We start from the raw sequence: 18,104 nt of genomic DNA on the forward strand, positions 1-18,104 counted from the left end.
AAACCAGTCCAACTTTCGGGGGCTAGTTCAGAAGGCCAGGGCTTTAATCAACTTGTCGGGATAACAGGATTTGAACCTGCGACCCCCTCGTCCCGAACGAGGTGCGCTACCAAACTGCGCCATATCCCGGTCATAGGCTGCGAGGGTTCTTCTGCCAGATGATCCGGTCGGAAGATCTCCGCAACGGTTCCTTACTATAACGCGTGATCCCCAGAAGAGAAAAACCAGGGTGGGTTTAAGGGCTAAGAACGCAGCTCGTGCCCGCTAGTCCTCCCGCTCCACCACGTGGATCAGCGTCGCGGACGGGCGGCAGAAAATCCGAAAGGGAACGTACTTCGAGTTCCCCAGGCCGTTTGTCACGTGCAGCCACGTCCGTTCCGTCCACCGGGACAACCCTTGCGCGCGGGACCGGTCGATGCCGCAATTCGTCACGATCGCCCGGCTCCCCGGCAGGCACAACTGCCCGCCGTGAGTATGTCCGGAGAGCACCAGCTGATAACCATCGGCCGCGAATTGATCCAGTACCGCCGGCTCAGGGGAGTGTGACAGGCCGATGCTCAAGTCCGCATCCGCATTCGGAGCACCCGCCACCTGCGAGTAGTCCGCCAGGTCGTGGTGCGGGTCATCCACGCCCGTGACTGCGAGCCGGATCATCTTCGGCTCCCCACTTCCTACCGGCGCATCGGTCCCCAGCGGGAACTCCAGGCGGGCGTGGGTGGCGTCCTGCCAACCGTGCTCGAGGAACGCCGCGCGCATACCGCGCCATGGTAACTGCACGCGCGAAGGCTTGCGCTTCTTGCCCAGCAGGTAGATGAACGGGTTGACCGGCTTCGGTGCGAAGTAGTCATTGCTGCCGAATACGAACACGCCCGGGCGCTCGAAAAGCGGACCCAGCGCGCTCAGTACACCCGGCACGGCCTCGTCCTCGCCGAGGTTATCGCCCGTATTCACTACCAGGTCCGGGTCAAGCTCGATGAGACCTGCGACCCACGACTGCTTGAGCCGTTGATCCGCAAGCATGTGGAGGTCAGACACGTGCAGGATGCGCAGCGAATCCCAGTGCGAGGGCAGCGTGCCCGGCTCCAGCAGTGGGACGGTGACTTCCTTCAGCTCGAACTGCCGAATCTCACGGTTCGCCGCGAGCAGCACGCCGGCCCCTGCTGCCACGAGCCCCGCGACCCCAGCGCCGATTGTTCGGCTCACGCGCGCTGCGGTGCGGTTGCCGTTCCCCATCTTTTTCTTGAGAACGTCAATCCCCAGCGGGGCGCTCGGCTTACCCACCACCCACGGCGTTCGGGGAAGGCGGGCACGGAACTTCGAGGTCTTGCGCTTCAACACGGGCTCAAGTCTATCCGCCGCTCGCCAGTAACAGGTGTGCCGCCCGCTATAGCCGACCATCTCCAGCCGCCACTAGGCCTCCGGGCGAACCCCAGCCCCCGGACTAGCGCTGGGAGCCGGCCGCCCCGCCGTCGGCAAGTTCGCCAGAGCCTTTCTTTTGCTTCTGCCGCACGGACGGCAGTTTCTTGCCGCCATAAGAGTTCACAATCGGGCCGGCGGCGGTGAAGAAGCTCCGGGCAGGTTCGTTGCCGCCGTAGAGGTTGCCGGAGCCGCATTGGCGAACTGGGGAGGTGCACAGGCTCGAGGCGGTGCCGGAGTCGTTGAAGATATAGCTGCTGCCGGCGACGTTCTGGGTGAAGCCCAGGAAGGCGGCAGAGTTGCTGGTCTCGGTGGTGCCGGTCTTCGCGGAGATCGGGCCGCTCCAGCCGGTGGCCCGGGCGGCATCTGCGGCGGTGCCATTCGATACGTCACCCGCCATGCCATTGGCCAGCGCATTGGCGACCGCCGGGTTGAGCACCTTCTCGCAGTCCTTGCGGGGGATCTCCACCTTCTTCCCCGAGGCATCCGTCACCGAAGAGATGGGAGAGGGCTCGCACCAGCGGCCCTGATCCGCGAGCGTGGCGCCGACGTTCGTCAGCTCCAGTGGGTCCACCGGGGTGGGGCCGAGTACGAAGGAACCGGTCTGCTCCTCTTTAATGCGCTGCGCGATGGATTTATCCCCGGAGGTGCCCTCCTCCGCGTAGCTGCGCAGCCCCAGTTTCACGGCCAAGTCGACGGTGCGCTCCAGACCCACATCCTGCAGCATCGAGATAAAGGGCGTGTTCGGGGAGGTTGCCAGCGCCTCCTTCAGCGTCATGGAGGACTTATAGGGGCCGACGTTTTCGACGCAGTACTTGCCCGGCGGGCAGCCGGCGGCACCGCCGTTGCCGAGACCATCGACCTCTACCCGGGGCGGGACGTTGAGCTTGGTCTCCAGCCCCATGCCCTTCTCGATGGCGGCAGCGGCGGCGAAGATCTTGAATACTGAGCCCGCGCCGTGCCCCTGGAGGGAGTGCGGCAGCGGCAGAACAGTTTCATGATTCTCCTGGTCCAGCCCGTATTTCCGGGAGGACGCCATGGCGATGACCTCGTGGGAGTCCTCAGTCGGTGCGATGAAGCTCAGGGATTCAGACACCCCGGGCTGTCCGGGGGCCACATTGCTCCGGGCGGATTGCACAGCGTGCTGCTGTGCGGCCGGGTCCAGGGTGGTGGTGATGGTGTAGCCGCCGCGGGCAATCTTTTCGTGGTTGAAGCCCTTCTCCTCGAGCCAATTCAGGACGTAGTCGCAGAAGAAACCATCATCCCCGGCGGCAAGGCAGCCATTGGGTTCACCGGCAGGCTTTTCCGTGATCCCCAGCGGCTCGGCGGCCGCGCTATCGGCCTGCTCTTGGGTGAGGGAACCGTTATTGGCGCGCGCCTGGAGCACCTGGTTGCGGCGGGTCAGCGCGGCGTCCGGGTTATCCCACGGATCCAGCGCCGAGGTGGACTGGACGACCCCAGCCAGCAGCGCTGCCTCGGCGTCCGTCAACTTCTCGGCGGAGTGGTCGAAGTAGGTGCGAGCGGCGGCCTCGACCCCGTAGGCGCTGCGGCCGAAGGAGATGAGGTTGAGGTAACGGGTGAGGATCTCGTCCTTAGAGAAGCGTTCGTCGAGATCGCCCGCGAGCTTCATCTCCCGCAGCTTGCGGGCCAGGCTGGTCTCGGTGGCGGCGGCGCGCTCGTCGTCGTTCTTGGCGCTGATCAGCCACAGGTAGTTCTTGATGTACTGCTGATTGAGGGTCGAGGCGCCTTCTGCGACCCCGCCGCTGGAAAGGTTGGCTGCTAGCGCGCGGGCGGAGCCACGCAGGTCCACCCCGTTGTGTTCATAAAAGCGCCGGTCCTCGATGGCGACGATGGACTCCTTCATCGCGTCGGAGATCTTGTTCGCTGGGACGTCGAAGCGCCGTTGGTCGTAGATCCAGGCGATGGCGTTGCCCTCCCGGTCCAGGACGGTGCTGGCTTGTGGGAGGGACTTTTTGGACTCGATATCCGCGAAGTTGGCGTTCATCGTGGCCGCGGAGGAGTTCACCACCGCGCCGCCGAGGCTGGCGAAGGGGAGCATTCCCAGGGCAAGAAGCACGGCGATACCGAGCGTTGCGCCGATCAGCTGAAGCGCGGGCCTGGGCCGGGCGCGGTCGGGTGCTGCCTTATCTCGCTCATTGTTCTTCTCCACGCGACACACATTAGTCGACGCACCGGACGCCCTCAGCGTGGCTAAACCGCCCGCGGCTGCACTGTGGGATGGCGCGGTGCGTCTGGGGACGGTGCGACGGGGTAGGGCGTACTACCCCCGCCCGAGGTAGTTTCGGAGAAAGAAATATTCGGCGATATTTGCCTGGCTTTTCGGGGTGAATTATCACGTGCGGGGAAGTCCGGCAGGAAATGTGGGGCGCATCACATTTTAAAGGTATTTCAAGAAAACTCTGTCCTGACGTGCATAAACCGGCCATGACCTATTTTCGCGCCATATGCACGGTGTGTTCCTGCGGTCTGTCGAGGCTGTTTGCGCGAGTTGTGCTAGTCGTGCGTGACCTATGAAAAGTTTTGCTTCGCTGAAGTACCCCCGGCCCTGTTGTGCATTAGACATCCAAAATGTGACCCCCGTAACATTCTGGGCAATGCTTCGACAGGCTATGCAACACATCCTGTTGATCGCTGAGGAAAGAGCAAGCACATCAGTTCCCCAAAGAACATCGAAACGAAGAACGTTAGATCCAGCTTGGAGGCGAAGAATGGCTGAATCCCGCTCCCAGTCCCGACCAGCAGCAAAGCCTGTGCGTCAGACCGTGAAGCAGCTGACGACCCGCGAGTCTTTCAAGAACCGCGGTGAATGGATTACCCACGCACACTGCCGCAGCGTGGACCCAGAAGAGCTTTTTGTGAAGGGTGCAGCACAGCGCAAGGCTGTCGCTATCTGCCGTCACTGCCCCGTCGTTCTGCAGTGCCGCGCCGATGCCCTCGATAACAAGGTGGAGTTCGGTGTCTGGGGTGGCATGACGGAGCGCCAGCGCCGTGCCCTGCTGCGTCGCCGTCCGGATGTCACCGACTGGGCCGACTTCTTCGCTGGCCAGCTCGAAGCTGCCGCCGCGCAGCGCGAGTCCGAGGGGCAGGACTAAGCCTCCTCTCAATAGGGCCACACCCCGGCCCGTCATAGTTTCGCAGTAGCTGGAAGCTAACCGATGTGCCTGCAGCTCCCCCGGCGGGAGAGGTTCTAAAACCTCCCCGGCCGGGGATTTTTCTGTCTATAGTCCCCAGCTCGTCCGCGCCATAACTCGCGCGCGATCGCTATGCTCGAGGGCATGAAGAAATGGGAATATGTCACCGTGCCACTGCTCACCCACGCGACCAAGCAGATCCTCGATAACTGGGGCCAGGATGGTTGGGAGCTTGTCTCCGTCCTGCCAGGTCCGACCGGCGAGCAGCACGTCGCCTACATGAAGCGAGAGCTGGACTAACCATGGCCAAGTCTCAGGTTCCAGCTCGGCTCGACGAGCTCGGCATCGAGCTGCCGCCCGTCGCGGCCGCCGTCGCGTCTTATGTCCCCGCCGTCCGCTGCGGCGACGTCGTCTACACCTCCGGTCAGCTGCCTTTCGTTAACGGTGAGCTGCCGAAGCTCGGCCTCGTCGGCGAGATCGGCACCCACACGGGAGCCCAGGTCAGCCCGGAAGAGGCCTACGAACTGGCCCGCATCGCCGTGCTCAACGCCGTGGCAGCCGCCGCCGCAGAGGTCGGCCTCGAGAACATCGAACGCATCGTGAAGGTCACGGGATACGTCGCTTCCGCCACCGGCTTCGGCGGTCAGCCTGGCGTCGTCAACGGAGCGAGCGATATCCTCGGTGAGATTTTCGGTGACGCTGGCCAGCACGCCCGCGCCGCCGTCGGTGTAGCAGAGCTGCCACTGGGCTCCCCAGTGGAAATCGAGATCATCGTTCAGGTACGTCAATAGGCCTTTAGCCGCGAGTTTTCGTAGAATTAGAGTTATGCAACATCCCGCGTACAGTCAGCTTCGCCCGGTCACCGAGAATGTCGGTGTGGTGTTGGCGCCAAACCCCAGCTATGCAGCGCTCGAAGGCACGAACTCTTGGGTAGTTCGCGGCCCGGGGGACCCGGTCTCGGTCGTCATCGATCCGGGTCCGCAGGACGAGGGGCACCTCAACGTCCTGCACAGCAAGGCGGTGGGGGAAAGTATTGGCGCTGGAACCAGCGGCGAGGAAGGCCCGCAGGCCACCATCGGCCTCGTGCTCCTCACGCACCGTCACAACGACCACTCCAACGGTGCTCAGCGCTTCCGTCAGCTCTCCGGCGCACCGGTTCGCGCCTTCGACGAGCACAACTGCATCGCCGCCGAGCCGCTGAAGGATGGCGAGATCATCCGCATCGAGGGGCTCACCCCGACGATCGAGGTCCTGCACACCCCGGGACACACCTCCGACTCCGTGTGCTTCCTCATCCACTCCAAGGGTGGCTCCGATGACTCGGACGTGGAGGCGATCATCACCGGCGACACCATCGCCGGCCGCCACACCACCATGATCTCCGAGACCGACGGCGACCTTGGGCTCTACATCGAGTCCCTCCAGGAGCTGAAGCGCCGCGGTGTTGGTGTGCCGCTACTACCGGGCCACGGCCCGGACCGTGAGGACACCAGCGAGCTCGCCGAGCGCTACATCGAGCGCCGTCAGCACCGCCTCGAGCAGGTCCGTGAGGCGCTGGCCAAGCTCGGCGAGGACGCCGACGTCATGGATGTTGTCGACGAGATCTACACGGACGTGGACCCGGTGCTGCGCGATGCCGCTGCACAGTCCACCCGCGTGACGATCGACTACCTGAAGAAGCGGCAGTAAAAGCGATAATGCCTAGCGAGTGGAAAACTCGCTAGGCATTGATGCGGGGTGACCAGCCACGGGCTGGTCTTTTTTATGCGCCGGCCGTGCGGGTCGCTGCAGATCCGGCGCGGGGAGCTGGTGCCGTTGTGGTGCGCCAGGCGGCACCGGTGCGATTATGGCCCGGCGCCGGAGAGTTAGCGTGCGCGGCGTGCGAGGCGCTCGGTGTCCGCGATGAGAACCGACTTGCCTTCCAAGCGGATCCAGCCGCGCTGGGCAAACTCCGCCAGCGCCTTGTTCACGGTCTCGCGGGAGGCGCCCACCAGCTGGGCGATCTCCTCCTGGGTGAGGTCGTGGTGCACACGCAGCATGCCGTTTTCCTGGATGCCGAAGCGGTTGGCCAGCTGCAGCAGCGCCTTGGCCACGCGGCCCGGAACATCCGTGAAGATCATGTCGGCGAGGCTGTTATTTGTGCGGCGCAGGCGGCGGGCCAGCACGCGCAGCAGCTGTTCAGTGATGCCCGGGTGATCGGCGATCCAGTCGTGCAGCATCTGGGAGGTCATCACGCCAGCGGAGACCTTCGTGACGCACACTGCCGAGGAGGTACGTGGGCCCGGGTCGAAGATCGAGAGTTCACCGAACATGTCCGAAGGGCCCATGACGGTCAGCAGGTTCTCGCGGCCGTCCGCGGAGTGACGCGCCAGCTTCACCTTGCCGGAGGTGATGATGTACAGGGTGTCGCCCTGCTCACCCTCCTCGAAGATTGTGGTTCCGCGCGGGAAGTCGACGGTCTCCAGCTGCTCAACCAGAGCCTGCACGGCCTCGGGGTCTACCCCTTGAAAGATTCCAGCGCGGGACAGAATCTCGGTGTTCTCTGCCATCTGTTCCTTACACTCCCACTTGACGACGTTTAACCGGACTCACACTACAGTAGTAGCCATGCCGAAAACCTCAGCGCCTCGCTTGCCGAAACCTGGCAGCCATCGCGCCGCAGATCCTTCGCATGTGGAAACCCCGCTGGCACTCAAGCGCCGAGCGAGGAAACTCAACCGCACGCTCGCGCTTGGCTATCCCGATGCTCATGCGGAGCTCGACTTTTCGACGCCACTGGAGCTTCTCGTAGCAACAGTCCTATCTGCACAGTGTACCGATGTGCGGGTAAATAGTGTGACGCCGGTCCTATTTTCGTTATATCCCACCGCAGCCGACTACGCCGCTGCGGACCCCGAGGAACTCGCCGAGGTCATCCGGCCAACGGGTTTTTACCAGGCCAAGACCCGTTCCCTCATCGGGCTCGGCACGGCCATCGCCGAGAAGCACGGTGGCGAGGTCCCCCGCACCCTCGAGGAACTCGTCGCCCTGCCGGGGGTGGGCCGAAAGACCGCAAACGTTGTGCTCGGCAATGCCTTCGGCGTGCCCGGCATCACCGTGGACACCCACCTGGGTCGCCTTGTGCGCCGTTGGAAGCTCACTGACCAGGAGAACCCCGTCAAGGTGGAACGCGAACTCATGGAACTCATCGAGCCCAAGGAGTGGACCATGTTCAGCCACCGCGCCATCTTCCACGGCCGCCGCGTCTGCCACTCCCGCAAGCCAGCCTGTGGCGCCTGCTTCCTGGCCTGGCAATGCCCCAGCTTCGGGCTGGCCGGCACGCCGGACCCGGAGGAAGCGATGACCCGCATCACCTCGCCAGACCGCGAACACCTGCTCGCCCTGGCCGGATTCGGAGAGGATTAACGCCATGGCCACCACCCCTTCGTCTTCCCATCCCCACGGCACTGCTCCAGGTCACGGTGCGTCCGACGGAAACGCCGAGACCAGCGAAGACGTCGACGTCACCCGCGGTTCCGGGGAGGATGCCGACGCGTCGCGTCCGCGTGTCCTCCTGCTCGTTATCGCCATCATTATCGGCCTCCTCGTCGCTGCAATCCCACTGGTCGCGGGAGTGATGAGTGGCGGTGAGGACCAATCCGGCGCACAGTCCCAGCAGCAGGCCGAACCGGGCATGGTCGGCGGCGCCGGCTCGGTCTCCGGTGCTCCAGGTGACCCCGGCGGCGAGGGTGACGCGGACGCGGACCCCGGCCCCGAACAGCCAGTCAGCATCAAAAACCCCCGAAACTGCCCCGCCCCGGACAGCGGAGCGCACCCCGCCCCAGACTCCGAGCTCACCGGCATCGAGCTGCCCTGCCTCAGCAGCGGCAAGAATGAGACCGCCGACCTTGGCACAGCCTTGGCCGGTAAACCCACGATCATCAACGTGTGGGCCTGGTGGTGCGAGCCCTGCCGCCGCGAGCTGCCCCACTTCGACAAGCTCGCCAAGCAGCACCCGGAGTGGAACGTCGCCGGCGTCCACCTGGACAAAAAATCCCAGGCAGGGGCTGACTTCCTGGATGAACTGAACGTCACGACCATGCCCGTCTATGCCGACCGTGCCCACCGCTTCGACACCGCAACCAGCCTGCCGAAGGTCGTCCCCATCACGGTGGTCTACCGGGCGGACGGCACCCGCGCGCAGATGTACCCCCAAGTCTTCCGCGACTACGAGGAACTCGAAGCCGCTGTGAATGCCGCCCTGAACGGGCAGAATTAATACCATGCCCTATCCCTTCGAAGACTGGCGCGCCGCCATCGCCACCCAACCGCCACTCGCCGCTGACCTGCCCGAATGGCTCACCAGGCTGGCCACCGCCGCGCGCAGCGGCAGCGTCCACGAGGCGCTCAATGATCCCGCGCGCCACGTCCCGGAAACCAACGAGGACGGCGTGCCGCCGCGCTACTCCGCCGTGCTGATCCTGCTCGGCGGGGACCCCAACTACCGGCCCACCGCAATCCACCCTTTCCCGGAGGACGCCACCATCGTCCTGACACACCGCGGAGCGGATATGCGCAACCACTCGGGGCAGATGGCCTTTCCCGGCGGCGCTTGGGAGCCCCAGGACGCTACCCCGGTCGACACGGCTGTCCGCGAGGCCGTCGAGGAGACCGGCCTCAACCCCGAGGGCGTGGAGCCTGTGGCCGTGATGGACCCGGTGTACATCGACCGCACGAACTTCGCGGTGGTGCCGGTGATCGCCTACTGGAGGGAGTTCTCGCCCGTCCACCCCGCCACGGTAGAAAACGACTGGGTCGAACCAGTAGCCATCCGCGAGCTCGTCCACCCGGATTACCGCTTCAAGCTGGGCTTCGCCGGCTGGTCCGGCCCCGCCTTCGACGTCTCCGGGATGGTGCTGTGGGGATTTACCGCCGGGGTTCTCGACGCCCTGCTGCGGCTTGCCGGATGGCACGAGGACTGGGATGAGGAGACCCAGTTCGATCTTTTCCGTACCCTGGAACAATCCCGTAACGGCGAAGCCCGCGACCTGCGAGCCCACTTCATCGCCGAGCGTAAGAAGGAAACAGGAGAGTAGAAACCCACCCCATGATCGTTGATATCGCGCTCGTGATCTGCGCCCTTGCTGCCTTCTTCTCTGGGCTACGGCAAGGTGGGGTGGCCGCGCTGCTGAGCCTGGCTGGCGTGCTGATCGGCGGCTACCTGGGACTGCAGGCCGTGGGGCCGGTGGTCCGCCTCGTTCAGGACGAGGGCACGGAAGGCTCCCGACTAGTCATCGCGCTACTCACTCTCGCGGGCTGCGTGGTGATCGGCTATCTCTTAGGCTCCGGCATTGGGCAGCGAATCCGCGACAACATCCGCACCCGCCGGCTCTACCAGGCGGATTCCGCCGTGGGTTCCCTGGTCGCCGTCATCACCGCCATGGTGGTGATGTGGATGATCGCGGTGCCCGTGGTCAGCAGCCAGGATTCCCGCATCGCCCGGGAGGCGCAGGACTCCCGCATCATCGCCACCATCGGTGAGGTCGCTCCCAACTGGATGCGTACCCTGCCCGCTCGCATCAACGCCCTGATTAACCGCAGCGAGATTCCTGCGGTCACCGACCCCTTCGCCTCAGTCACGAAGCGCGAGGTCCAGCCGCCGGACCCCGCACTGCAGGACCTTCCGGACGTCGCCGCCATCGGGCCGTCCGTCGTCAAGGTCGAGGGAATCGCGGAGCAGTGCAGCCGGATGCAGCAAGGCACCGGATTCGTCGTCGAACCGGGAGTGGTGATGACGAACGCGCACGTCGTCGCGGGGACGAACAAGGTCACCCTGTCCACGGTCAACGGTCCGGTGGACACGGACGTCGTCTTCTACGATCCGGAGCACGATATCGCGTTGCTGCGGGCCACCGGGGAGCTGCCGCTGCAGCCGTTGCGCTGGGCGGATAAGCCCGCCGTTTCCGGGGACGACGCCATCGCCCTGGGCTACCCGCTGGGTGGGCCCTTCAAAGCGGCCCCGGTTCGCGTGCGTGAGCAGATGCGGATCGCGGGACCGAATATCTACGCCAACCAGCGGGTTGAGCGCGAGGCGTACTCGCTGCGCGGCAAAATCGTGCAGGGTAACTCCGGCGGGCCTCTGGTCGCCCCGAATGGGGAGGTGCTGGGGCTGATCTTCGGTGCGGACTCGAATGAGGCGGACACCGGCTACGCACTGACGAAGAAGGAAGTGCTGGAGCGCGTGGGGGATACTGCCCGGTGGAGCTCGCCGGTGGATACGCGCAGCTGCGTGGCTGACTAGGGAGTAGTTGCTGGGGCGCGCGGTTAGTCGGTGAGAAGCTCGGCGCGGAGCAGCTCTGCGACGGTGACGGGGTCCTCGATGTGCGGGTAGTGGCCGACCCCGTAGATCAGCTCAGCCCTGGAGCCCGCCGCGCCGCGCTCCAGGGAGCGGGCCGCGAGATCGGGGGAATAGTCCGGGTCCATCGAACCGTCGATCGCCAACACCTGGGCCTCGATGCGGCGCGGGATCGTGCGGTCGAAGATCCGGCCCTCCGGGCGGAACCGGGAGCGGAAAGCCCAGCGGCGGTATTCGCTGGCCAGGTGTGCGACTTTATCCACCTGCATCGCTTCGCGGCGCTTGATGGCGAACTCGCGATAGAGGGGGGTGTCGCGGAAGCCCGGCGCCACGCCAGTACGGAAGATCTTCTCGGCCGTGGCGGCGCCGTCCTTGGTGAGGGAGCGCTCCGGGAGGCGGGGGAGCTGCGCAAACAGGGTGCCCCGCGTGTGCCGCCAGCGTTCCAGCGGGCGCGAGAACAGGAACTTCGCCTGCTCGGTGGGATGCGCCGAGGAGAGCGTGACCAGTCGGTCGATGCGCTCTGGCTCGTGGGCGGCCATCGTCCAGGCGACAAGCCCGCCGTAGCCGTGGCCCACGACGTGCGCGCTGCTGTACCCCAGGCGGCGGATCACACCGGCCATGTCGGATGCGGCGGTCGTCAGATCGTAGCCGCGGGGAGTTTTATCCGAGCGGCCGTAACCCCGAAGATCCACCGCAGCCAGCCGCAGCGGGGCGCCCTCCAGCTGGGCGAAGAGCGGTTCGAAATCGAAGTAGCCACCGCCAAAGCCGTGGATGAACAGCACCAGCGGGTTTCGCTTGGTTGAGCCCTCGGGCTTGACCGGCCCCTGGAGCAACACATGTAAACGAACACCCCGCGAATGCACGAATGTGTGCTGCGGGGTGTTCGGGGAGGGAGTGCTCACGGGAAGCTACGCGTGTGGGGGGCCTAGGTGAACAGGCCCGGCTCCTTGGTGGCCACGGCGTTGCCCTCGGTGTAGCGCTCCTTATCCGGGGTCAGCTGCTTGAGCTCGCCCAGGGAGTTGATCGTCTTCTCTGGCTTCTTCGCGCCCTTGAGCTGCTTGACGCCGACCAGCGCCAGGATGCCGGTGAGTACAGCCATGATCAGGAAGACCACGAGGAACGCCAGGGAGCGCGGCATGAAGTGATCCAGCAGCCACGCCAGGGCGAGGAAGAGGAAGAAGGAGGAGTAGGCGATGATCACGCCGGCTGCGGCGAACAGGCCCACGCCCAGGCCGACCTTCTTGCCGGACTGTGCGATCTCGGTCTTCGCGAGCTCCACCTCGGAGCGGATGAGGGAGGAGGCCTGTGCGGTGGCGTCCTTCACCAGGTCGCCGATGCTCCCCTGGCCCTTCGGGCGGGTGTCCACGTCGGATAGCGGGATAGCGTTGACATGAGGGTTAAAGCTATCGCTATCGGTGAATAGGCCTTCGCTCTTATTGCTCATGATCGATACTCCTGACAATTAACGGTCAATATTCTGCGCAGAAATTACTGCACACCATTTTGCCAGACCATTGGTCAGCGTGGGGCGGTGGGGTGAATTATTGTGGTTGCCATGTCTGCTGAAGGTCGTTTCACTACCGATCCCCTCGCCCCACTCGCCGAGCTGCCCGGGGTGCCCGAGGCCGTCGAACGGGCCTCCGACTTCATCGCCCGTGCGCACCGCCACCCGGCCAACCTGCGCGGCTGGGATGTCACCGGGTCCGAGTCCGTGCTGCGTGGGGCGCGTGCTTCCGCCCAGCTGGATGGCGGCACCCCGCGTCTGCCCGAGGACGGCCAGGTGGAAGACCCAATCCTGGCTGGTTCCCTGCGTGCCGCAGAGCTGCTCGCCCCGGATGGCATCGCGGAGACCCGCACCACCTGGCAGCGCGCCCCGATGCAGGTGATCGCGAAGATCAACGCGGTGGCTTCGCCACAGATGTCGGATGAGAACTTCCGCGCGAAGGCCGCCCACAATGCGGAGTTCCTCGTGCCGGGCCGTCCGAAGCGCGCCACCGATGGCCGCCTGCAGCTGCTCGGTTCCCTCATCGCCGGGGGCACGAAGGTTAATTCCGTGGTGCTCTCCGCCATCATTCACGGCGAGCTGCTCACCCTGGAGCCCTTCGCCGACGCCAACGGGGTCACGGCCCGCGCCTGCTCCCGGCTGGCGACCATCACCGGCGGCCTGGACCCGCGCGGGCTGGGCGTGCCGGAGGTGTGGTGGAACCGCCACCGCGATGAGTACCGCGCGAAGGCCGCGGCGTTCGCGAAGGGTGGTTCGGAGGCGATGGCCGAATGGATCATCTTCCACGCCGAGGGGTTGGCAGAGGGCTCGCTGGAGGCGAAGTCCATCGCCGACGCGAAGCAGTAGCTGCCTGGTTGGGGTGCTCCCAGCTGGTTCTATGAGGCGCGGCGTGGCATGAGGCGCGCCAGGAGCGGTGAGGCGCTGGCGGAACCGACGTCCTGAGCACGTTGGCGCAACCACAGGACTACGCCGGTGGCGGCCGCACCGAGGAACGCGAGCGTCCCCGCGCCTGCCAGGACCTTCCCCGGCTTGAAGAGGGGCTCGGGCTTGCTGAAATACTCGATCGGCCAGTCCCGCTCGCGGGCGATCTTGCGCAGCTGGCGATCCGGGTTGATCGCATAGGGGTGGCCGACCGCCTCAAGGAGCGGCAGGTCGGTGTGGGAATCCGTGTAGGCGTAGCTGCGGGAGAGGTCGTAGCCGCCGCGTTCGACGAGCTCCATCAGCTTGTCCACCTTCGCCTGGCCCTTGTTGAAGTGCAGGACCTTGCCGGTATACGTGCCGTCGATCTCCTCGAGCTCGGTGGCGATCAGATAGTCCGCCTGGAGCTCGCGGGCGATGGGGTCCACCAGGACGCGGGCGGATGCGGTGATGATGGCGACGTCGTGCCCCAACTTGTGGTGCTCGAAGATGAAGTCGCGGGCCTCGGCGTAGACGTAGGGGATCAGCACCTCCTGCAGGGCGTCCTCCGCGATGGCACGCAGGGAGGCCGCGGGGCGGTTGCGGATCATGGAAGACAGGGCGTCCTTGGTGGCGTCCAGGTTCTCATCCGTGTGGGTGGTCAGCATGTAGCTGAACAGCATTGCGCCGATGCGCAACATTTCCCCCGTGGTGATGATCCCGCGCTTGGCCATCGGGCGACCGTAGGCCATGGAGGCGCTGGTGTCCACGATGGTTTTATCCAGGTCGAACACCGCGAGCGTGCGCCGGGCCGAGCGCCCTGGGGCTGTCCGGCGGCTCGCGATGCGGTTGCTGATCCTGGGTAGAGGCGTCACGGCCTCAATTCTAGGTATCAATATTCACAAAAGTCCACAGTTTTCACAGTGTTGGTGGGTGGGTGCGGTCGCGTGATGGGACGAATAGCGTGGCGGCGTGGTGGGTGATGGGGCGTGCTGAGTGGTGGGCGGCGCGGCTGGTGACGCGGCGGGGCGGGGTTGTCCACAGAAAAATCGGGTCCTGGGGGCTGCAGTGGGGTGCAAAGCGGGCCCGGCGGACGGCTATCCACAGACTGTTCGCGGGCCTGTCGGTGCCCGGTGCCTGCGTGTGAGAGTGAAGCCATGAATGCATGGGGGAGCAAGCTACTTCGATCAGACCGAGCGCGGCACGCTGAGGCGCTGCGGGGCATGCTGCGCACGCCGGTGATCGTGGACGTGGCCGACCACGATAGTGCTGATGCCGTGGCCATGGCTGTCGCGGCGACCGGGCGGGAACAGCTACGCCAGGACGAAGCAGAGTCTAAGTTTCCGAACGGTCAACACCTCTGGCTGCGCCGCATCGACGACGCCCTGCTCGGCGCTTTGAGCGAGCCCGTGACCGCTGGTGGGGCGCTGCAACTTGCCGAGGAGCTGGGAGTGATCGACACTCCCCGCATCCACGTCCACGGCGTCCAAGGTGGGGCGGGCACCAGCAGCCTCGCGGTACATCTCGCGCTGGCCCTGGCGCACTGCCTTTCTCAGGACGCCACCCCGGTGAGCCTGGTGGACGCCGATCCGGATTCGGTGGGGTTGGACCTGCTGTGTGGCTGGGAAGGCGTGCCGGGGCGGCGCGTGGGCGAGCAAGGCATCGGGGAGCGCGAGGGCGGGGGCGTTCCGGTGGAGGGGTGGCCGGTCGCGCCGGGCGGGGCAGGGCTGAGATTTCGCTCGCGGCGGCTCGGTGCTGGGGACGGGCAGGCGGCGGAGCGCGCCGCGGATTATCCCGCAGCGGGAGTCGCGGTGGTGGATCGCGGCCGGGTGAACCCGATGGCGGATGTCAGGAACGTGGCGTTGGCGGGGCAGGCCGAATCGCGAAGTGCGGCGGCAGGTGCCCCAAGCCCGGCTGCTCGGGGCGCTGACCTCGTGGTCTGCGTGACCCGCCCGACCGTGGCCGGGGTGCACGCGCTGGGCCGCTGCCTGGCGGAACTGAACGCGGCGGATGTGCCGGCGGTCGGCGTCCTACGGGAGGAAGCAGGACTGGAGACCCCGATCGCGCTGCGGCAGATGCTGGGCAGGGCTCCGGTGGAGCTGTGGCCGTGGGACGAGGCGATCGCCTCGGAGCCACTAGATGGGTGTTCAGGGGAGGCGAGCGTCAATGACCTGCAGCTCGGCGTGCGCATCCTGGGGCACCTGCCGGGAGCGAGCGCGCTGGGGAGGTCCCACGATGTGGATTGCTGACGGGCTGAACAAGCTGCGCCTGATCCCGGGAGGGGCCGTGGCTGAGGCAACCGCGGAGCAGGGTGCCGACGCAGCGGTGGCCGCCGATAATTCTTTGCTGGATAAGGTGCGCCACCAGCTGGCAGTGCAGGGCGCCAGGCAGGCCAGCGAGGCCGAGATCCTGAGCGCGATGGAGGCGGTGACCGGGGCGACGTCGTATGAAAACATCCCGGATACTGTGCGGCAACTGCGGGATATCCAGCGGGAGCTCTCTGGGCTGGGTGTGCTCACCGAGGTGCTTGCGGAGCCGGGCGTGACCGACGTGGTGGTTAACCCCGACGGCGCGGTGTGGGCGGATCGGGGCAGCGGCGTCGAGCGCACCCCGGTGAGCCTTGAGCCACCCGAGGTGCGGGAGTTTGCGGTGCGGCTCGCCGCGGTGTGTGGGGTGCGGCTGGACGACGCGCGGCCCTTCGCCGACGGGATCATCGATGATCTGCCACCCGGGATTCCCGCCGCGGCCCTGCGGGTGCATGCGATGCTTTCGCCACCGGCGCGGGGTGGGGCGTGCGTGAGCCTGCGGACGCTGACGAGGGGGCGCCTGGGGCTGGAGGATCTCTGCGAGGCGGGGATGATGCCGGCCGAGGTGCGCGACGTGCTGCGCAAGCTCGTGCTTTCACGCAAGAATCTGCTGGTCACGGGCGGCACTGGAACGGGGAAGACGACGCTGCTTGCCGCGCTGCTGGGGGAGGTTCCTGAGCGCGAGCGCATCGTGTTGGTGGAGGACACCCCGGAGCTCATGCCGGTGCATCCGCACGTCGTGGCTTTGGCCGCGCGCGAAGGGAACGCTGATGGGGCGGGCGCGATCGGGATGCAGCTGCTGCTGCGGCAGTGCCTGCGCATGAGGCCGGACCGGATTGTCGTGGGCGAGGTCCGTGGCGCGGAGGTCGCGGATCTGCTCGTGGCCCTGAACACGGGGCACGCCGGGTCGGCCGGCACGATGCACGCCAACTCGGTGGCCGCAGTGCCGGGGCGGCTGGCCGCGCTCGGGACGATGGCGGGGATGACCCCGGAGGCGCTGCATGCGCAGGCGGCCGACGGGATCGACGTCGTCGTTCATCTGGAACGCGTGGGTGGTCGGCGGCGTGTGGCCACGATCGCGGTAACGGACAGGGCGTCGGGAACGGTGCCGGAAGGAAGTAAGCACCGCGGGCTGCGGCTCCGACCGGTGTGGGACGGGCGTTCCCTCGACGGTTGGGAGGAGCTGCCATGACCTTGTTGATCGTGTTGACGCTGACCGCCGTGGCCTCGATGGGAGCGTTCACCGGCTACCGGGTGGGCGTGCGGATCCGTGATGGGCGGGTCCAGCACCGGCAGTTGGAGGTGTTCCGGGATCTCGCAGATAGCTGCGCCCGGGAGGTTGCGGCCGGGGCTCGGGTGGTGGACGCGGTGGAATCTGCGGCCGTGGATTGCGAGGACGAACAGGGCGGATCGGATGGAAAACCCGGAGAGGCGGGAACGCGGCTCGGCGGACAGCTGGTGCTCATTGCCGCGCAGGTCCGCCTGGGTGCAAGCCCCGCGGCGGCGCTGCGGAACCGGGGAGAGATTCGCCCTGCGGGTGACAGGCGTGCGGTTGGAGAGGGGATTAGCCCTGCCGAGCTGGTGGCCCAGGATGTTGAGGAGTTCTGCGAGCTATGGGAGCTCGCAGAGCGCACGGGCATGAGCTTCGCACCACTGGCGGACAGCATCGTCGCGGACCTGGAGGCGCACTCCGCCCAGCAGGAGAAAACCGCAGCGGCGATGGCCGGCGCCCGGCTCACGGAAGTGTTGCTGCTCGCAATGCCGGTGGGGGCGGTGGGCATCGGCCAGAGCATGGGCCTGGACCCCGGCGGCACGCTCTTCGGCAGCGTGATCGGGCTTGGGCTCCTGCTCGTCGGGGCGATGCTCGCCTGCGCCGGCGTGCTGTGGACCGAGGCGCTGACCGCCAAGGTGCTGGGTGGGGTGGGCCGGCGCGCCGGGCCCACCGGGGAGGCCCTGGCGGTGGCCCGGCACCTGGACGTCTTTGCTCTGGCCCTGGCGGCGGGGCTGCCGGTGGCTAAGGCATGGGGCGTGGCGGTCGGGCCCGGGGAGGGGCCCGCCCATGATGTCGAGCCGCTGCTCCAGCTGGGTGCGGGCCAGGCGGCCTGGGAGCCACTGAAAACCCACGAGCACTATGGCCCCGTGGCACGCCAGGCGGTTCAGCAGACCAGGGCCGGGACCAGGCTGGCCGAAGGTGCGAAGGCCCAGGCTCGGCGTATTCGCCAGCACAGCCTGAACCAGGTCGAGGCGGGTGCCGAGCGGATGCTCATCGCCGTCGCCGCGCCGTTGACTCTGTGTTTCCTACCGGCATTCGTGCTCATCGGGCTGGTTCCACTGGTCATCGGGCTGGCGGGGATCTAGGGCCGGCCGGGGCGACGTCGAAAAGGAAAAGGAGGGGGGATCGCAGCGAGGGGAAGTAAAGCCACGAGCGAAATCGAAATTCGAAAAACGCGACGCAAGAGCACTGAAAAAAGACACCGAAAGGGAGAGAACAATGA

General features: G+C 66.2%; 18 protein-coding genes and 1 tRNA gene. 12 read left to right on the plus strand and 7 right to left on the minus strand.

Annotated features, from left to right (window positions below):
* Positions 1 to 55: 55 nt before the first annotated feature.
* The 3 genes from HMPREF3088_RS00260 to HMPREF3088_RS00270 form a co-directional block, all read right to left on the minus strand.
* Positions 56 to 129, minus strand: a tRNA-Pro gene (locus tag HMPREF3088_RS00260).
* Between the two features lie 135 nt (positions 130 to 264).
* Entirely contained in the window at positions 265 to 1,233 is a 969-nt protein-coding gene (locus HMPREF3088_RS00265; RefSeq protein WP_041628631.1) for a metallophosphoesterase, read from the minus strand.
* Between the two features lie 208 nt (positions 1,234 to 1,441).
* A complete protein-coding gene (locus HMPREF3088_RS00270; protein WP_371441273.1) occupies positions 1,442 to 3,586 on the minus strand; it encodes a transglycosylase domain-containing protein in 2,145 nt (714 codons plus the stop codon).
* A gap of 559 nt (positions 3,587 to 4,145) precedes the next feature.
* Between HMPREF3088_RS00270 and HMPREF3088_RS00275 the strand changes: the two genes are divergently transcribed.
* From HMPREF3088_RS00275 to HMPREF3088_RS00285, 4 genes are all read left to right on the plus strand, one after another.
* The gene (locus HMPREF3088_RS00275) at positions 4,146 to 4,529 is read left to right on the plus strand and encodes a WhiB family transcriptional regulator (RefSeq protein ID WP_070757507.1); all 384 of its coding nucleotides are present in this window, start codon (positions 4,146 to 4,148) and stop codon (positions 4,527 to 4,529) included.
* Positions 4,530 to 4,712: 183 nt separating this feature from the next.
* Complete coding sequence (locus HMPREF3088_RS10295; protein ID WP_095075344.1) at positions 4,713 to 4,868, plus strand: Sp36 family protein; 156 nt, start codon at positions 4,713 to 4,715, stop codon at positions 4,866 to 4,868.
* Between the two features lie 2 nt (positions 4,869 to 4,870).
* On the plus strand, positions 4,871 to 5,359 hold the full coding sequence (locus HMPREF3088_RS00280; RefSeq protein WP_012361103.1) for a RidA family protein: 489 nt from the start codon (positions 4,871 to 4,873) through the stop codon (positions 5,357 to 5,359).
* Between the two features lie 34 nt (positions 5,360 to 5,393).
* The gene (locus HMPREF3088_RS00285; RefSeq protein WP_070757509.1) at positions 5,394 to 6,257 is read left to right on the plus strand and encodes an MBL fold metallo-hydrolase; all 864 of its coding nucleotides are present in this window, start codon (positions 5,394 to 5,396) and stop codon (positions 6,255 to 6,257) included.
* 176 nt (positions 6,258 to 6,433) lie between these two features.
* Here HMPREF3088_RS00285 and glxR read toward each other — a convergent pair whose 3' ends face one another.
* Positions 6,434 to 7,117 carry a CRP-like cAMP-activated global transcriptional regulator GlxR gene (gene glxR / locus HMPREF3088_RS00290; protein ID WP_015382023.1) on the minus strand — a complete coding sequence of 228 codons (684 nt, stop codon included), beginning with the start codon at positions 7,115 to 7,117 and terminating at the stop codon, positions 6,434 to 6,436.
* Positions 7,118 to 7,175: 58 nt separating this feature from the next.
* Here glxR and nth point away from each other — a divergent pair, with 58 nt between their 5' ends.
* From nth to HMPREF3088_RS00310, 4 genes are read left to right on the plus strand one after another with little or no spacing between them, the layout of a single operon-like run.
* The gene (nth, locus tag HMPREF3088_RS00295; protein WP_070757511.1) at positions 7,176 to 7,973 is read left to right on the plus strand and encodes an endonuclease III; all 798 of its coding nucleotides are present in this window, start codon (positions 7,176 to 7,178) and stop codon (positions 7,971 to 7,973) included.
* A 4-nt stretch (positions 7,974 to 7,977) separates the two neighbouring features.
* Positions 7,978 to 8,826, plus strand: coding sequence for a TlpA family protein disulfide reductase (locus tag HMPREF3088_RS00300; protein WP_246817955.1), 849 nt, complete (start codon positions 7,978 to 7,980; stop codon positions 8,824 to 8,826).
* 4 nt (positions 8,827 to 8,830) lie between these two features.
* Positions 8,831 to 9,643 (plus strand): NUDIX hydrolase, encoded by an 813-nt coding sequence (locus HMPREF3088_RS00305; RefSeq protein WP_015382021.1) that lies wholly within the window; start codon positions 8,831 to 8,833, stop codon positions 9,641 to 9,643.
* Between the two features lie 11 nt (positions 9,644 to 9,654).
* A complete protein-coding gene (locus HMPREF3088_RS00310; protein ID WP_070757513.1) occupies positions 9,655 to 10,848 on the plus strand; it encodes a MarP family serine protease in 1,194 nt (397 codons plus the stop codon).
* Positions 10,849 to 10,871: 23 nt separating this feature from the next.
* On the opposite strand, the gene HMPREF3088_RS00315 is transcribed toward HMPREF3088_RS00310, so the two are convergent.
* Positions 10,872 to 11,738: an alpha/beta fold hydrolase gene (locus tag HMPREF3088_RS00315; protein WP_083317273.1), complete on the minus strand. Its 867-nt coding sequence runs from the start codon at positions 11,736 to 11,738 to the stop codon at positions 10,872 to 10,874.
* An 89-nt stretch (positions 11,739 to 11,827) separates the two neighbouring features.
* Positions 11,828 to 12,346 (minus strand): phage holin family protein, encoded by a 519-nt coding sequence (locus tag HMPREF3088_RS00320; protein ID WP_070757515.1) that lies wholly within the window; start codon positions 12,344 to 12,346, stop codon positions 11,828 to 11,830.
* Between the two features lie 111 nt (positions 12,347 to 12,457).
* Here HMPREF3088_RS00320 and HMPREF3088_RS00325 point away from each other — a divergent pair, with 111 nt between their 5' ends.
* Positions 12,458 to 13,252, plus strand: a complete 795-nt coding sequence (locus tag HMPREF3088_RS00325) for a Fic family protein (RefSeq protein ID WP_173362325.1) — start codon at positions 12,458 to 12,460, stop codon at positions 13,250 to 13,252.
* 29 nt (positions 13,253 to 13,281) lie between these two features.
* On the opposite strand, the gene HMPREF3088_RS00330 is transcribed toward HMPREF3088_RS00325, so the two are convergent.
* Entirely contained in the window at positions 13,282 to 14,178 is an 897-nt protein-coding gene (locus HMPREF3088_RS00330) for an HAD family hydrolase (protein ID WP_015382017.1), read from the minus strand.
* Positions 14,179 to 14,526: 348 nt separating this feature from the next.
* On the opposite strand from HMPREF3088_RS00330, the gene HMPREF3088_RS00335 reads away from it, so the two are divergent.
* Genes HMPREF3088_RS00335 through HMPREF3088_RS00345 form a run of 3 tightly spaced genes read left to right on the plus strand, consistent with a single transcriptional unit; the run spans position 14,527 to position 17,967 of the window.
* The gene (locus HMPREF3088_RS00335) at positions 14,527 to 15,552 is read left to right on the plus strand and encodes a hypothetical protein (protein WP_246817956.1); all 1,026 of its coding nucleotides are present in this window, start codon (positions 14,527 to 14,529) and stop codon (positions 15,550 to 15,552) included.
* Positions 15,539 to 16,801, plus strand: a complete 1,263-nt coding sequence (locus HMPREF3088_RS00340) for a TadA family conjugal transfer-associated ATPase (RefSeq protein WP_070757519.1) — start codon at positions 15,539 to 15,541, stop codon at positions 16,799 to 16,801. Before HMPREF3088_RS00335 ends, HMPREF3088_RS00340 begins: the two co-directional genes overlap by 14 nt.
* Positions 16,798 to 17,967, plus strand: coding sequence for a type II secretion system F family protein (locus HMPREF3088_RS00345; protein ID WP_070757521.1), 1,170 nt, complete (start codon positions 16,798 to 16,800; stop codon positions 17,965 to 17,967). The genes HMPREF3088_RS00340 and HMPREF3088_RS00345 overlap by 4 nt, the downstream gene beginning before the upstream one ends.
* Positions 17,968 to 18,104: the final 137 nt, after the last annotated feature.

This window comes from Corynebacterium sp. HMSC22B11 (genome assembly GCF_001815965.1).
Lineage (GTDB): Bacteria > Actinomycetota > Actinomycetes > Mycobacteriales > Mycobacteriaceae > Corynebacterium.